The organism is Rubrivirga halophila, assembly GCF_046845755.1.
Classification (GTDB): domain Bacteria; phylum Bacteroidota; class Rhodothermia; order Rhodothermales; family Rubricoccaceae; genus Rubrivirga.
Genome location: NZ_CP177357.1, coordinates 202839 through 218270, shown reverse-complemented (window position 1 = coordinate 218270; position 15432 = coordinate 202839). Strand labels below are relative to the sequence as shown.

Sequence of the window (15432 nt, the reverse complement as noted above, 5' to 3'; positions counted from 1 at the left end):
CCGCCTTGCTCCTGGCCCTGGGGCTCGCCGCGTGCGCCGGCCCCGCCGCGGCGCCGACCCGCGCCGACCTCGAGTCGCGCGTCGCCGCCGCGCCCGACGACGCCGTCGCGCTCCGCGACCTCGGCGCGTTCCTCGCCCTCGACGGCGAGTACCCCGCCGCCATCGACGCGCTCGCGCGAGCCCTCGCCATCGACGGGACCGACGGCCACACGCTGTTCCTGGCCGGGCTCGTCTACGAGGCGAATGGCCGCCTCGATCAGGCCGAGGGCGCGTACGCCCGCTACCTCACCGTCGACGCGGGCGACGCCTACCGCGACTCGCTGCGGGGCCGCCTCAATACGCTCGTCCGGGCCCGCCTGCGGACGCAGTTCGCCACGGCGCTCTCGGCCGAGGACAGCGTCGCCTCCGTCGACGGCGCGGACGCCGTGGCCGTGCTGCCGTTCGCCTACCGGGGCGACGACCCGACGTACAACGCCATCGGGCGGGGCCTCGCGGAGGTCGTCTCCGTCGACCTCGCGTCCATCGGCGACCTCCCCGTCGTCGAGCGGATCCGGCTCCAGGCGCTGCTCGCCGAGTCGGAGCTGGCGCGGGCCGGCGTGCTGGACCCGGCGACGGCCCCCCAGACGGGCCGCATGTTGCGCGCCGACCGGCTCGTGGGCGGCGAGATCGACGTGCAGGGCCAGTCCGTGCGCATCGAGTCGGCCGTGTGGCAGGGCGCCCTCCAGGGCCTCGAGACGACGGAGGGCGGGGTCGCCGACCTCTTGCGGGTCCAGAAGGAGGTGACGCTCGGCGTGCTCGCCTCGCTCGGCGTCGTGCTCAGCGAACAGGCCCAGGCGCGGCTGCTGGAGCCCGAGACCGAGGACCTGCTGGCGTTCCTGCTCTTTAGCCGCGGCTTGCTGCTCGAAGACGACGGCGACTACGTCGGGGCCGACCGGCTGTTCGGCGAGGCGCTCGCGCGCGACCCCGGCTTCGGGCTGGCGGCGCAGGCCCGGCAGGGCGTGTCGCTCTCCGCCGCCAGCGCCGCCCCCCCCGCCTCCACGCTGGCGGCGAGCGCCGCCCCGGCCGCCGCGCTCGGCGGCCGCCGGCTCGGCCTGGTCTCGCAACGCGCCGCCGCGCTCCGCGAGTCCCTGGGCGGGCACGTCGTCCCCGGCGCCGAAACGCGCGAGCCCGGGGTCGAAGGGAGCGAGTCCGGGACGCTCGGCCCGCTCCCCGCGCCGCCCCCGCCGCCCGTCCGCAACGCCCCATGACGCCGCTCCGCCTCGTCCTCCTCGCGGCCGTCCTCGCCGCAGCCCCTGCCCGAGCGCAGACGGTCGTCGTCTCCGTTTCCCCCACGCTCCCGATCGCCGGGGAAGACGCCAGCGCCGTCATCACCTTCGTGGGGCTCTCGCCCCAGTCCGTGTCGGCCTTCGTCCGGCCCGTCGGGACCGCGACGTACCAGGAGCTCGTCGCCGCCGACGCGGGCAACGGCGAGTGGCGCGTGCAGCTCCCGTTCCCAGCCCCGCGCCAGGGGATCGACGCCTTCGCCCGCTACGTCCTCGACGGCCAGACCGTCTCGGCCCCCGTGGTCGACCCCGAGGGCTCGCCGTTCCGGCTCCCGTCGTTCCTGCCCGTGCTCGCGGCCGAGCCCCCGCTCCCGGCACGGCAGTACCGGATGATCGCGGTCCCGGCCCTGCTGGGCACCGACACCGGGCTGCCCGTCGCGCTCGGCAGCGCGGCCCCCCTCGCCGTCTTCGGCGACGACTTCGGCGCCAGCGGCGACCCGAGCCAGTGGCGGCTCCTGCGGTGGAACGAGGCCGCAGGCCGTGCCCTCGACGCGCTCGCCGACGGGGCCATCCAGCAGGTCCGGCCCGGAGAGGGCTACTGGCTCATCACGAGCGGCGGCGGCACGTTCGACATCGAGGGCGGTCTGTCGGCGGGCGTCCGCGTGAGCGACGGGGCCACGGTCCCCGACGCCATCACGGTCCCACTCGGGCCGGGCTGGACGCAGATCGGCAACCCGTTCCTCTTCCCCATCTCGTGGGCCGACGTGGACCGGCCGGCGGCCGTCGAGGCGCCCGTCGCGTTCGACCGCCAGTACGTAGGCGGCCAGACGGTGCTCCGGCCCTTCGAGGGGTACTTCGTGTTCAACGCGGGCGGGCCGACCGCGCTCCGCTTCTCGGCCACGCCCCGGGCGGTCGACGCCCGGACGGCCGACGACCGCCCGCTCGCGGTCCGGCTTCTCGACCGCGCCGGGCCCGGCGCCCGGGCCGCACGCGTGACGGCGGTCGCCGCCGGCCGGTCCGACGCCGTCGTCGTCGGGGTCCGGGGCGCGGGCGCCGACCGCACCGACCTTCGCAAGCCGCCCGCCGTCGACGACGGGATCCGGCTCGCGGTCCGCGAGGGTGGCACCGACTGGCTCGGCCACTTCCGCGCCGACGCCGACTGGGCCCTCGCGCTGACGACCGGCGCCGACGCCGTGGTCCGCGTCGAGACCCTCGGCGACTGGCCCGGCGGGCTCGCCGTCGACGACCTCGACCGGGGCGTGGCGCTGGCGGTCGTCGACGGCCGCGTGGCGGTCCCGGCGATCCCAGGCGTGCCCACGCGGAGCCTGCGCCTGCGGGCGGTCGACGCCGTCGCCGAGCCGGTCCTCGGTCGCCCGAGCCCGAACCCGTCCGCCGGGATCGTCACGGCCCCGTTCCGCCTGTCCGCGCCCGGGCCGGTCCGCGCGGACGTGGTGGACGTGCTGGGCCGCGTCGTCCGCGTGCTCCTCGCCGACGAGCTCGACGCCGGCGCGCACCTGTTGTCGTGGGACGGCCACGATGGCGCCGGCCGCCCCGTGGCGGCCGGCGCCTATCTCCTTCGCCTCGACGCCGGCGGCACCCGGTCCGCCGTCCGCGTCACGCGCCCCCGCTGAGATGACCCGCCCGTTCCTCGCCGCCCTCCTGCTGGCGTCCGTCGCCGGCGCCCAGCCCGCCGTCACCGTCGACGCCAGCACGATCGTGCAGAGCTACGCGACGGGCCCCGACCGGAGCGTCTCCGAGGTCGCCGTGCCGATCCTGGTCGTGGCCGAGGTGATGGAGGGGGTCTCGCTGTCCGCGCGCGCCGTCTACGCGACCGTCGAGGGCGACGGGCTGGCGTCGCTCAGCGGGCTCGGCGACACCCAGCTCGGCGCCTCGTACCGCCGCGCGCTCGGCACGGCCCTGCTCGACGTGTCGCTCCTCGCCAGCTTGCCGACCGGCCAGACGGCGCTCGCCGTCGACGAGTTCGCGACGGCCGCCGCGCTCGCGCTCGACGACTTCGCCTTCGCGCTCCCCTCGCTCGGCCAGGGCACCACGGTCGCCCCGGCCGTGACGGTCGCCGTGCCCTCCGGCGAGAACATGGCGTTCGGGGTCGGCGCCGCGTATGCCACACACGGCGGCTACACCCTGTTCGCGGCCGACTCGGCGAGCTACGCCCCCGCCGACGAGCTCATCCTGTCGACCGGCGTCGACATCGGGCTCGGCGGGGCCTCGTCGATGGCGCTCGAGGGCTCGTACGTGCTCTACGGCGACGACGCCTACGCGGGCCAGACGTTCAGCCCCGGCGATAAGATCGCCGGCACGATGCGGCTGACGCTCGACGGCGGCGCGGCGCGCGCGCGCCTGCTCGCGCGCTACCGCCACGTGTTCGACGGCGTCGTGCCGGCGTCCGGCCGGCCCGTCGCGTATCGGCGCCCCCAGCAGGCCCAGCTGGCACTGGCGCTCGGCTTCGGCCCCCGCACCGCCGAGGTCGCCGTCACCGGCGGCGCGCGCTACTACGGGACCATCTCGACGCCCGAGACCGGGCTGGAGCTGGCGTCGTTCCTGGCCGAGCAGCAGGTGCTCCTCGACATCGGGGGCACGGCCGCCGTCGAGGTCTCACCGGGCGTCACGCTCCGCGCGGGCGGGACGTACACGCAAGGGCTGCTCGAGGCCGTCGGCGGCCAGACGCTGACCGGCTTCCGATTCTCCGGCGGCCTCCGCGTGGCGCTGTAGCGACGGATCTTGCCGGGCCCCGCCGCCCGCCCATGTCCGACGCCGCTGCCGACCGCCCACGCTTCTCCCTCGCCGACGCCGCGACGCTCGTGCGCGAGCACTGGGGCCTCGACGGCGCGCCGGCGGCGCTGCCGAGCTACGCCGATCAGAACGTCCGCCTCGACACCCCCGACGGCCGGTTCGTGCTCAAGCTCGCGAGCGCGGCCGAGGAGGAGGGCACGCTCGCGGCTCAGACGGCCGCGATGCGGCACCTGTCCACGTGCGGCCTGCCCGTCCCCGTCGTCGTCTCCGCTCGCGATGGCAGAGATCTCCTGTGGGCCGAACGCGACGGCCGGCGCCACGCCGCGCGGCTGGTGACGTGGCTCGACGGCGTCCCCTACGGCCACACGTCGCCCCACACGCCCGGCCTGCGCCGCCGCGTCGGCGCGCTCGCCGGGCAGGTCGCCACCGCGCTCGCGGACTTCGAGCACCCCGGCGCGCACCGCGAGCTGGAGTGGGACGTGCGCCACGCCCCGGCCACCCTGGCCCGGTCCCGCACCGCCGTCGCCGACGCCGCCCGCCAGCGGCTCGTCGACCGCGTGCTGGCGCGGTTCGCCGCCGTCGAGGCCGGGCTGGCGACGTTGCCCCAGTCCGTCGTCCACGGCGACGCAAACGACTTCAACGTGCTCGTCGGCGTCGAGCCCCTCGCCGAGCGGCCCGTCGCGGGGCTGATCGACTTTGGCGACCTGGTGCACACCGTCGCGATCGCCGAGCTGGCGGTCGCCGTCGCGTACGCCGTGATGTACGCCGACGACGTGCTGGCGGCGGCGGCGGACCTCGCGGGCGGCTTCCACGCCGAGCGCCCGCTGACGCCTGCCGAGGTGGCCGTGCTGGCGCCGCTCGTCGGCGCGCGGCTGGCCGTGTCGGGCTGCATGGCCGCCGCGAGCGCCGCCGCCGAGCCCGGCAACGCCTACCTCACCGCCAGCGAGTCGCCCGCCTGGGGCGCCCTGGCGCGCTGGGACGCCCTGCCTGACGGGCTCGCCGAAATGGCCGTCCGCCACGCGTGCGGGTGGGCGCCGTCGCCGACCGCCCCCGCCGTCACCGACTGGCTCCGCGCGCACGCCGACGCCCTCGCGCCCACCGTCTCCCCCGACCCCGCGACCGCGCCCGTCCACGTCTTCGACTTTAGCGTCGGCAGCACGGAGTGGCCCGACCTGGGGCGCGGCGAGCCGATGCTCTTCGCGGACGCGCTCGTCGACCGGCTGGCGGAGGTCGGCGCGGCCGTCGGCGTGGGGCGCTACGACGAGGCCCGCATCGTCTACGCGGCCGACCAGTTCGCCAGCGAGGGCGAGCGGCGGACGATCCACGTCGGCCTCGACCTGTACCTGCCCGCCGGCACGCCCGTCGCCGCACCCCTCGCGGGCACCGTCGTCGGCCTCGCCGACAACGACGCGCCGCTCGACTACGGGCCGACGGTCATCCTGGAGCACCACCCCGATGGGTGCCCGCCGTTCTGGACGCTCTACGGCCACCTCGACCGCGCGACGCTCGGCCGGCTCGCACCCGGCGCCCGCGTGGAGGCCGGCGAGCCGTTCGCCGCGCTCGGCGCGCCCGACGAGAACGGCGGCTGGGCCCCACACCTCCACCTCCAGATCCTCACCGACCGGCTGGGGACGGCCGGCGACTTCCCCGGCGTCGCACGCGCCAGCCAGCGCGCGCTGTGGACGAGTGTCTCGCCCGACGCCAACCTCCTCACGCGCATCCCGGCCGCCGCCTTCCCGCCCGACGCCCCCACCGCCGACGCCCTGCTTGCGGCCCGCCGCGCGCACGTCGCCCCGTCGCTGAGCGTGTCGTACCGGCGCCCCCTCGCGATTGTCCGCGGTCGGGGCCAGCTCGTGTACGATGTCGATGGGCGGGCCTACCTCGACGCCGTCAACAACGTCGCGCACGTCGGCCACGAGCACCTGCGCGTGGTCGACGCCGCGCAACGGCAAACGGCCGTCCTCAACACGAACACGCGCTACCTCCACCCCCTGCTGGCGACATACGCCGAGCGGCTCGCGGCGACGCTACCCGACCCGCTGTCGGTCTGCTTTCTGGTCAACAGCGGGAGCGAGGCCAACGACCTCGCGCTCCGCCTCGCGCGCGCCCACACGGGTCGTCGGGATGTCGCCGTGCTCGACCACGCCTACCACGGCCACACGAGCGCGCTGGTCGACATCTCGCCCTACAAGTTCGACGGGCACGGCGGCCGTGGGCGGCCATCGGGCACGCACGTCGCCCCGCTCCCCGACCCGTACCGCGGACGCTACCGGGGGTCCGACACCGCCGAGCGCTACGCCGCGCACGTCGGCGAGATCGCCGGGCGCGAGTCGCTGGCCGCGTTTGTCGCCGAGTCCATCCCCGGCGTCGCCGGCCAGGTCGTGCTCCCCGACGGGTTCTTGCGAGCGGCCTATGGGCACACCCGCGAGCACGGCGTCGTGTGCATCGCCGACGAGGTGCAGGTCGGCTTCGGGCGCGTGGGCTCCGCCTTCTGGGCGTTCGAGACCCAGGGCGTGGTCCCCGACATCGTGACGATGGGCAAGCCCATCGGCAATGGGCACCCGTTGGCGGCGGTCGTGACGACCCCCGCCATCGCGGCCTCGTTCGCCAACGGCATGGAGTACTTCAACACGTTCGGCGGCAACCCCGTCTCGTGCGCCGTCGGGCTGGCCGTCCTCGACGTGATCGAGGACGAGGGGCTCCAGGCGCACGCGCTCGCGGTCGGCGACCGGCTGCTGGCCGGCTTGCGCGAGTTGGCGCACCACCCCGCCGTCGGCGACGTGCGCGGCCTGGGCCTCTTTGTCGGGGTCGAACTGGTGGCCGACCGCGAGGCCCGCACGCCGGCCCCCGAGATCACGGCCTACGTCGCCGAGCGAATGCGCGACGCGGGAATCCTGGTCAGCACCGACGGGCCCGACCGCAACGTGATCAAGCTCAAGCCCCCGATGGTGTTTTCGAGTGCCGACGCCGACCGCCTGGTGGCGACGCTCGACCGCGTGCTCGCCGAGGACCCGGCGCAGGCCTAGCCTCCCCCCCTCGGCGCCGAGGGAGGCCACTCCGGCGCACGCACCGACCCCAATGAGAGCCTTCCCGGGTGGTGCAAGAGCACGCACGCGCTCTGCAAGAGCATGTCCCCGCTGTGTAAGAGGCCTCCCCCGCAGTGCGAGAGGGCGCACGCGCTGTGCGAGAGGGCATACGCGCTGTGCGAGAGGGCATACGCGCTGTGCGAGAGAGCGCACGCGCTGTGCAACGCGGTCCCTCCCGAGCGCCGCCTACAGATCCCGCGCGCAGCGGAAGCCGACGTGAGCGAACGACGACTCCGGCGTCGCATGGCTCCGCGCGCTGACGCGGTAGCCGTGGCAGTACGACGGGTGGCACAGGAACGAGCCGCCGCGCTGCGCCCGCTCCGGCTCGCCGGTGGCCCCGACGGGCGCGCCCGGGGCGGTCCCGCCGTCGGGGCCGAGCGGGTACGGGCGGTACCAGCCCGCCGTCCACTCCCAGACGTTGCCGCCCAGGTCGGTCAGCCCCAGCGCCGTCGCGCCGAACGCGCCGACCGGCGAGGTGCCGTCGCGGAAGCCGTCGGCCCCGTCGTCGCCGCCGGGGAACGAGCCCGTCCACGTGTTGGCGCCCGGGCGGCCGTCGACCACGAGCGCGTCGCCCCAGGCGTAGGCGCGGCGGTCGTCTCGTGCGCCGCGCGCGGCGTGCTCCCACTCCGGCTCGGTCGGCAGGCGCCCGCCGTCCCACTCGCAGAAGGCGCTCGCGTCGGTCCACGAGACCTGGGTGACCGGGTGGTCGTCGGGCGCCTCGGGCGTGCCCGGCCCGCGCGGGCGGCGCCAGTCGACGCCGGGCACGAGCGCCCAGGCGCCGGCGGTCTGGTCCATCACGGCGCCGTCGCCAAACGCCTCCGCCTGCGTTTGGTAGTCGGTCGCGTCGACGAACGCGCGGAAGCGGGCGACGGTGACGGGCGAGCGGTCGAGCAGGAACGGCGCGACGACGGCCTCGAACGCCGGCCGCTCGTGCGGCATCCCGGCCTCGCCGGGCAGGATCCCGACGCGCGTCGTCCCGCCGGGGACGTACGCCATGTGCGCCGGCACCTCGACGCCGTCGGGCACCGTCAGGTCGACCGCGCGGACCACTTCAGCGGCGGGCGCCGGGTCGGGTTCGGGCGTGGGGTCGCCACACGCGGCGAGCACGAGGGCGGCGGCGAAGAGGGCGCGAGCGGGCATCGGCGGGCAACGGGGACCACCTCGAAGATCGCGCATGGCGGATAACGGCGGACCCGCTGGTGCCAGCGGCCACCCCCCGTCCGCGCGGCGACAGAAATGAGAGGTTGCTGTCCACACGTGGGTCGTCCCGCTCACATGGCAAGACGATGCGCGGACTGTCCCCCTTGCCAAGGGGGACAGCCGGGCCGCGCGCTGAGCGGAGCGATGCGCGGCGTGGCGGGGGGTCTACCGAGCGGACCCCTCATCCTCGCTTCGCCGACGCCGCGCGTTGGCGGGCGCCGGCCTTCCTGCTTGGCCTCCCCTCCCGCCTGTCCCCGCGCTGGCGGGGAGAGGGGATGGGAGAGGGCGACCGTCTGGCGCCAGTAGACGGGCTCGCGCCAACGGGTGGGCGGATGCCAACCACCGACGACCGAGTCCTGACCACCGACCACTGCTCCCTCAATCCCCCGAGAACCGACAGCCCGCTGGCACCGGGCGCCGCTAGACTCGGGCCCGTGCCCCGCAAGATCCTCCACGTCGACATGGACGCCTTCTTCGCGTCCGTCGAGCAGCGCGACGACCCCGCGCTGCGGGGGCGGCCCGTCGTCGTCGGCGGCACGAGCGGGCGCGGCGTGGTCGCGGCCGCGAGCTACGAGGCCCGGCGGTTCGGCATCCACAGCGCGATGCCGATGGCGCACGCCCGGCGCCGGTGCCCCGAGCTCGTCGTCGTGCGCGGCCGGTTCGAGGCGTACCGCGAGGCGAGCGACCTCGTCCGCGAGGTCTTTTTCCGCTACACCGACCTCGTCGAGCCGATGTCGCTCGACGAGGCCTACCTCGACGTGACCGAGCCCTTAGAGGGCCCCGCCTCCGGCACGCTCATCGCCCAGGCCATCCGCGCCGACATCCGCGCCGCGACCGGGCTCCCCGCCAGCGCGGGCGTGTCGTTCGCCAAGTTCCTGGCCAAGACGGCCTCGGGCATGGCCAAGCCCGACGGGATCCGGGTCATCACCCCGGAGCAGGCGCCCGGCGTGCTGGCGGCGCTGCCGGTCGAGGACTTCCACGGCGTCGGCCCCGCCACGGCCAAGCGGCTCCGCGCGCTCGGCATCGAGACCGGCGCCGACCTCCAAGCGCGGTCCGAGGCCGACCTCCGCGCCGCGCTCGGCAAGACAGGCGCGTGGCTGGCGCGCGTGGCCCGGTGCGACGACACGCGGCCGGTCCGCACCTCGCGCATCCGCAAGTCCGTCGGCGTCGAGCGGACGTTCCGGCGCGACGCCCGGGGCGGCCCCGCGCTCGTCGAGAAGCTGGCGCCGATCGCCGAGGAGCTGGCGCGGCGGCTCGCGCGGCACGGGCTCGCGGGGCGGACGCTGACGCTCAAGCTCAAGAGCGCCGCGTTCGTCGTCACCCAGCGGAGCGCGACCGTCACGGCGCCGGTGTCCGACGAGCACGAGCTGCTGTCGCTCGGAGAGGCCCTCCTCTACCGCCCCGCCCCGCCCGCCGAGCCGATCCGGCTCGTGGGCCTGACGGTCTCGGCCCTCGTCCCCGCCGGCGCCGGCCGCCAGCTGGCGCTGCCCTTCCGCCGCGTCGCCGAGCGCGAGGGCACCGGCGCCGACGGATAGGTCCGCGCTCCGGAGGGCACGCAGAGACGACGGACGACGGACCGCAGACCGCGCGGGGTCGGACCTCCTCCGCTGCGGTCCTCCGTCCGTGGTCCGTCGTCCTCCCTACAGCGGCAGGTCCGCGCTCCGGCCGTAGACGACGACCAGCGCCAGCGCCAGCAGGACGGCGTTGAGCCCGATCTTTTTCCACTCGCCCGCCTCGCCGTGCGCGATCGCCCCGAAGATCATCACCGCCGCCACGCCGAGCGCGGCCCACGGCACGAGCGCGCCCCACCCGACGAGCGGCGCCGCCACCAGCCCGAGCGCCGCCAGCACCTCCGAGGCCCCGATGGCCTTGATCGTCAGCGGGCGATACGGGGCGAGCGCGCCCATCTGGGGCAGCAGCGCCTCCTTGGGCTTCGCGAGCTTGAGCCCGCCGAGGGCGAGAAACACGACGGCCAGGACGATTTGGAGGGCCCAGAGGACGATAGACATGGCGAGGACGAGGGGGAGCGACACGATACGAGCCGTCTCGGCGGCCCCGGAGCCCCCCGCGCGAACATTCCACCGCCGGTCTATGTTGGAGTTCGGAGCGACGGCGCTCCCCCCCTCTCACCCACCCCCTTCCTCCAATGGGTTTTATCGCATGGATCATCGTCGGCATCGTCGCCGGCTGGATCGCTGAGCAGGTCATGAAGACCAACATGGGCATCCTCATGAACCTCGTCGTCGGCATCATCGGCGCGTTCATCGGCGGGTTCCTCTTCTCGCTCGTCGGCATCGGCGAAGACGGCGGGCTCCTCTGGAGCATCCTGGTCGCGACCATCGGCGCCATCGTGCTGCTCTGGGTCGTCGGCATGGTCCGCAAGAAGACCGCCTAGCGCCCTTGCCCCCCTCTCCGTGGGCGGGCCGACTGGCATGAGCCGGCCGGTCCGCCCACGTTCCATCTCTGCCCGTGCGCTCGCTCGTTTTCGCCCTCGCCCTGCTCACCGTCGCCGCCTGTGGCGACCCCCCACCCGAGCCCGGCTCGCGCGTGCCCGTGCCCGAGGCCGACGTCGAGCGGTTCCGCGCCGAGCTCTTCCGCGAGACGCTCGACATCGACGCCGCACTCGCAGGGCTGGAGGCCGAGGCCGCCGCCGCCGACTCGGTCGCGCAGGCCGCCTACGGCCCCGTCCTCGACGAGCTCCGCGCCGAGCGCCGCCGCCTGCAGGTCCGCCTCGACCGGCTCCGCCCCACGCCGGCGGCCCGCTTCGACTCGGCGACCGTCGACCTCCGCGCCCAGGCCGAGCGTTTGGCATCGGCCGTCGGCCGCGCCCGCTACGACGCCGCCCCGACCGCCGACGCGCTCCGCGCCGCCACCCTCCGCGGCTTGTCCGCCCTCGACACCCGCATCGCGGCCTTCCGCGCCCGTGCCGCCGCCGACACGACGGGCCGCTTGCTCCGCGCCGTCGACTCGCTGGCGGCCGACCGCGCCCGCCTCGACGCCCGCCTCGGCGCGTACCCCGACACGTCCGAGGCCCAGTTCCCGCGCTTCCGCGAGTCGATCACCGACGGCGTGCTCGCGCTCGACGCCCGCGCCGACGCCCTGGCCGCGGACACCAGTCGGGGCCGCTAGCGCGGCGGACGGCCTCTACCAGCGCCGGGGCCCGGCGCGACGGCTCAGCAGCGCGCCCTCCTCGCCGAAGGCGTCCGACGGCGCCGCGTAGAAGGCGCCCGACACCCGGACCGGCTCGCCGACCGGCGCCAGCGCGTCGTCGTACTCCGTCGCCGTGACCGCGTACGTCCCCCGCAGCGCGCCGTCCGCCTCGACCGCGTCGATGGTCAGGCGCCCCTCGGTTGCGAAGTAGAAGCCCCGGAGCGCGGCCGCGTCGTCGTAGCGGGCCGGGTCGAGGTAGAACGCCGACACGGCCCCGTCGGGCAGGTCGCCGCCGGGACTGACCGGCGTGAGCGAGTGGCGGCCGACCGTCAGCGCCGCGCGGTCGGCGACGAAGCCGACGACGGAGGCCGAGAGCCCGAGCGCCGTCGCGATGGGCCGCGTGCCGAGCAGCACGGCGCTCGTCGGGCCGGTCTCGCGGACGTAGCGCCCGGCGAAGGCGCCCGTCCGCGTCTCGGCCGCCCCGCCGTCGAGGCGCAGCGTCCAAGTGCCCGGGGCGAGGTCGCCGCCGGCGCCGGCGTCGCATCCGGCGACGAGCACCGCGAGCAGGGCGAGGAGCAACGGTCGCATGGGCGCAGGCGTGGTGGGGGCCCGTCGAACGGCGCGCGCGGCCGGCTGGTGCCTAGGCCGCGCCGTTCTGCACGTACGCCACGCCCCAGTCGACGAGCGCCTGGGCGGCCTCGGGGCTGTCGGCCTCGGCGTAGACGCGGAGCACGGGCTCCGTCCCCGACGGCCGGAACAGCAGCCAGCCGGCCCCGACGCGGAACTTGTGGCCGTCGAGCGCCTCGGCCTTGACGACCGCCTGGCCGTCGACCGTCGCGAAGCCGGTCTCGCCCAGCTCCGCGAGCACGGCCTCCTTGCGGGCGGGCGTCGTGTGGAGGTCGGTGCGGGCCTGGTAGTGGGGGCCGAACTCGTCCATCAGCTCGCGCACGAGCCCAGACAGCGTCCGCTCGCGCTTGACCATCATCTCGGCGACGGTCAGCCCGATGAACAGGCCGTCGCGCTCCGGGATGTGGCCCTTGACGGCCATCCCGCCCGACTCCTCGCCGCCCACGAGCACGTCGCGCTCGACCATCAGCGGCCCGATGTACTTGAAGCCGATCGGCGTTGTCACGACGTCGATGCCGTACGCCTCGCCCATCCGGTCCAGCATGTCGGTCGTCGAGAACGTCTTGACGACGTCGCCGCGCAGGCCCTTCTCCTGGTGGAGGTACTTGACCAAGAGCGCCAGGATCTTGTGGGAGTCCACGAACTGGCCCTCCTCGTCGACGAGCCCGATCCGGTCGGCGTCGCCGTCGGTCGCCAGCCCCAGCGCGCAGTTCTCGTCCACGACGGCCTTGAGGAGGTCGCCCAGGTTGCGGTCGATGGGCTCGGGCGCCTGGCCGTGCATGCCCGGGTTCTGCTCGTGGCCGAGCTCGACCACGCGCGCCATGCCGAGCAGCTCCGTCACGACGCCCTGCCCGGCGCCGTACATCGCGTCGTACGCCAGCCGCAGGCCGGACTCCTTGATGGCCTCGATGTCGACGCGGTCGCGGAGGAGTGCCACATACGCGGACTGGAGGTCGAACGTCTCGATCGTGCCGGCCTCGACGAGCGCCTCGAAGGGCTCGAACGTGGGCGCGCCGGTCAGCTTGGGCATCTCGGCCTCGACGGCCGCGATCATGTCCGGCGTGGCCGGCCCGCCAAAGTGGGCCTTGATCTTGAAGCCGTTGTACTCGGGCGGGTTGTGGCTCGCCGTGATGACGATGCCGGCGGTCGCCCCCCGCTCGGCGGTCGCCCACGAGACGGCCGGCGTCGTCGCGAAGCCCTCCGCGAACCGGACCCGGACGCCGGCCGAGGCCATCACGCGCGCGACGTGCTTGGCGAAGGCATCGCCCTGGAACCGGGTGTCGTGGCCGATGACGACGGAGCCGTCGCCGTCGGTCTGCTGGAGCACCCAGGCCGCCGTCGCGCGGGCGACCGTCGTCAGGTTGGTGTACGTGTAGTCGTCGGCGATGACGGCGCGCCAGCCGTCGGTGCCGAATCGGATCTCGCTCATGGGGAAGGGAGGGTGAGAACGGGTCGAGAGCGAGCCGCGAAGCTACGCCGGGTGCCGGGAGCGGCTGGAGGGGAATGTCCCGACCCGCAGTGCCGCCGACGTGTCAGCGGGGCCGGGGCGAGTCCCCAGCCCGGCTCTCGGTGGCGCGGGCTACGCCCGGGTCAGCTTGCGGTGGGGGCCGGTCGGCTCGTCGTCGACGATCCCGAGGCGCGTCTTGCGATCGGCGTCGTACTCGGAAAAGTTGCCGGGGTAGTAGAAGACGTGGCCGTCGCCCTCGAAGGCCAGGATGTGGGTCGCCACGCGGTCCAGGAACCAGCGGTCGTGGGAGATGACCACGGCGCAGCCGCCGAACGCCAGCAGCGCCTCCTCCAGCGCGCGGAGCGTGTTGACGTCGAGGTCGTTCGTCGGCTCGTCGAGCAGGAGCACGTTGGCGCCCTCCTTGAGGGTGACGGCCAGCTGCAGGCGGCCGCGCTCGCCGCCGGACAGCGTGCCCACCTTCTTCTGCTGGTCCTGCCCGCCGAAGTTGAACCGGCCGACGTAGGCGCGCGAGTTGATCTCGCGGGTCCCGAGCTGGATAAAGTCCGAGCCGCCCGAGATGACCTGCCAGACCGTCTGGTCGGGGTCGAGGTCGCGCTCCTGGTTGACGTAGCCGATCTGGACCGTCTCGCCGACGCGAAACGTGCCGGCGTCGGGCTGCTCCTGCTCGGTGATCATGCGGAACAGCGTCGTCTTGCCCGCGCCGTTCGGCCCGACCACGCCCACGATGCCGCCCGGCGGGAGGTCGAACGTGAGGTCCTCGACGAGCGTGTGGTCGCCGTACGCCTTGTCGACGCCTTCAGCCTGGACCACGACCTTGCCCAAGCGGGGCCCCGGCGGGATGTAGATCTCGAGCTCGTCGCGGCGCTCGTTGTCGAGCCCGGCCTGGAGCTCCTCGTAGCGCGCGATGCGGGCCTTCGACTTGGTGCGCTGGCCCTTGGCGTTCTGGCGCACCCACTCCAGCTCCTCGCGCATCGTCTTCTGCTGCTTCGAGGCCGTCTTCTCCTCTTGCGCGAGGCGGGCCTCCTTCTGCTCCAGCCACGACGTGTAGTTGCCCTGGAACGGGATGCCCTTGCCGCGGTCGAGCTCCAGGATCCACCCGGCGACGTTGTCCAAGAAGTAGCGGTCGTGCGTCACGGCGATGACCGTGCCGGGGTACTGGGCGAGGTGCTGCTCCAGCCACGAGACCGAGGCGGCGTCGAGGTGGTTCGTCGGCTCGTCGAGCAGGAGGACGTCGGGCGCCTGCAAGAGCAAGCGGACGAGCGCCACGCGGCGCTTCTCGCCGCCGCTCAGCGGGCCGACCTTGGCGTCGCCGGGCGGGCAGTGGAGCGCGTCCATGGCCTGCTGGAGGCGCGCGTCGACGTCCCAGGCGCCGAGCCGGTCGATCTCCTCCTGGACCTTCCCCTGCTCGGCGATGAGCGCGTCGAAGTCGGCGTCGGGCTCGGCGAAGCCGGCCGACAGCTCCTCGAACCGCTTGAGCAGGCCCACGGCCTCGGCCATCCCCTCCTCGACGACCTCCTTGACGGTCCGGTCGTCGCCGCCGAGGTCGGGCTCCTGCTCGAGCATCCCGATGGTCAGCCCGGGCTGCGACTCGATCGTGCCGTCGTGGTTGGGGTCCTGCCCCGCGATGATGCGCAGCAGCGTGGACTTGCCGGCGCCGTTCAGGCCCAGGACGCCGATCTTGGCGCCGTAGTAGAACGAGAGGTAGATGTTGTCCAAGATCTTCTTGCCCGTCGGCAGCGTCTTGCCGACGCCCAGCATGGAGAAGATGATTTTCTGATCGCTCACGGCCGTGTCGAGGAGGTGCGCTGAAAGCTAGCCGGGAGGTCTCTGAGGGGCAGAGAAGAGGAGACGAGGAGGAGATGAGGTGCGAGGCATTGGGCGCCGGCCT

General features: G+C 74.7%; 12 protein-coding genes. 7 read left to right on the top strand and 5 right to left on the bottom strand.

What is annotated here, in order from left to right; all coding sequences use genetic code 11:
* Positions 1-5: 5 nt before the first annotated feature.
* Genes ACLIRP_RS00930 through ACLIRP_RS00915 form a run of 4 tightly spaced genes read left to right on the top strand, consistent with a single transcriptional unit; the run spans position 6 to position 7039 of the window.
* Entirely contained in the window at positions 6-1247 is a 1242-nt protein-coding gene (locus tag ACLIRP_RS00930; protein ID WP_412062073.1) for a CsgG/HfaB family protein, read from the top strand.
* Positions 1244-2893 carry a FlgD immunoglobulin-like domain containing protein gene (locus tag ACLIRP_RS00925; protein ID WP_412062072.1) on the top strand — a complete coding sequence of 550 codons (1650 nt, stop codon included), beginning with the start codon at positions 1244-1246 and terminating at the stop codon, positions 2891-2893. The genes ACLIRP_RS00930 and ACLIRP_RS00925 overlap by 4 nt, the downstream gene beginning before the upstream one ends.
* 1 nt (position 2894) lies before the next feature.
* Positions 2895-3992 (top strand): hypothetical protein, encoded by a 1098-nt coding sequence (locus ACLIRP_RS00920; protein ID WP_412062071.1) that lies wholly within the window; start codon positions 2895-2897, stop codon positions 3990-3992.
* 32 nt (positions 3993-4024) lie between these two features.
* Positions 4025-7039 carry an aminotransferase class III-fold pyridoxal phosphate-dependent enzyme gene (locus ACLIRP_RS00915; RefSeq protein WP_412062070.1) on the top strand — a complete coding sequence of 1005 codons (3015 nt, stop codon included), beginning with the start codon at positions 4025-4027 and terminating at the stop codon, positions 7037-7039.
* A gap of 246 nt (positions 7040-7285) precedes the next feature.
* Here ACLIRP_RS00915 and ACLIRP_RS00910 read toward each other — a convergent pair whose 3' ends face one another.
* The gene (locus tag ACLIRP_RS00910) at positions 7286-8239 is read right to left on the bottom strand and encodes a formylglycine-generating enzyme family protein (RefSeq protein WP_412062069.1); all 954 of its coding nucleotides are present in this window, start codon (positions 8237-8239) and stop codon (positions 7286-7288) included.
* Positions 8240-8733: 494 nt separating this feature from the next.
* On the opposite strand from ACLIRP_RS00910, the gene dinB reads away from it, so the two are divergent.
* A complete protein-coding gene (gene dinB / locus ACLIRP_RS00905; protein WP_412062068.1) occupies positions 8734-9834 on the top strand; it encodes a DNA polymerase IV in 1101 nt (366 codons plus the stop codon).
* Between the two features lie 105 nt (positions 9835-9939).
* Here dinB and ACLIRP_RS00900 read toward each other — a convergent pair whose 3' ends face one another.
* Entirely contained in the window at positions 9940-10308 is a 369-nt protein-coding gene (locus ACLIRP_RS00900; RefSeq protein WP_412062067.1) for a DoxX family protein, read from the bottom strand.
* Between the two features lie 137 nt (positions 10309-10445).
* On the opposite strand from ACLIRP_RS00900, the gene ACLIRP_RS00895 reads away from it, so the two are divergent.
* Entirely contained in the window at positions 10446-10694 is a 249-nt protein-coding gene (locus ACLIRP_RS00895; RefSeq protein WP_412062066.1) for a GlsB/YeaQ/YmgE family stress response membrane protein, read from the top strand.
* Positions 10695-10768: 74 nt separating this feature from the next.
* The gene (locus tag ACLIRP_RS00890; protein WP_412062065.1) at positions 10769-11428 is read left to right on the top strand and encodes a hypothetical protein; all 660 of its coding nucleotides are present in this window, start codon (positions 10769-10771) and stop codon (positions 11426-11428) included.
* Positions 11429-11443: 15 nt separating this feature from the next.
* Here the strand turns inward: ACLIRP_RS00890 and ACLIRP_RS00885 are convergent, their stop codons facing one another.
* From ACLIRP_RS00885 to ettA, 3 genes are all read right to left on the bottom strand, one after another.
* Positions 11444-12037 carry a hypothetical protein gene (locus tag ACLIRP_RS00885; RefSeq protein WP_412062064.1) on the bottom strand — a complete coding sequence of 198 codons (594 nt, stop codon included), beginning with the start codon at positions 12035-12037 and terminating at the stop codon, positions 11444-11446.
* A 52-nt stretch (positions 12038-12089) separates the two neighbouring features.
* Positions 12090-13505, bottom strand: a complete 1416-nt coding sequence (locus ACLIRP_RS00880; protein WP_412062063.1) for a phosphoglucomutase/phosphomannomutase family protein — start codon at positions 13503-13505, stop codon at positions 12090-12092.
* A 150-nt stretch (positions 13506-13655) separates the two neighbouring features.
* Positions 13656-15329 carry an energy-dependent translational throttle protein EttA gene (ettA, locus tag ACLIRP_RS00875; RefSeq protein ID WP_412062062.1) on the bottom strand — a complete coding sequence of 558 codons (1674 nt, stop codon included), beginning with the start codon at positions 15327-15329 and terminating at the stop codon, positions 13656-13658.
* Positions 15330-15432: the final 103 nt, after the last annotated feature.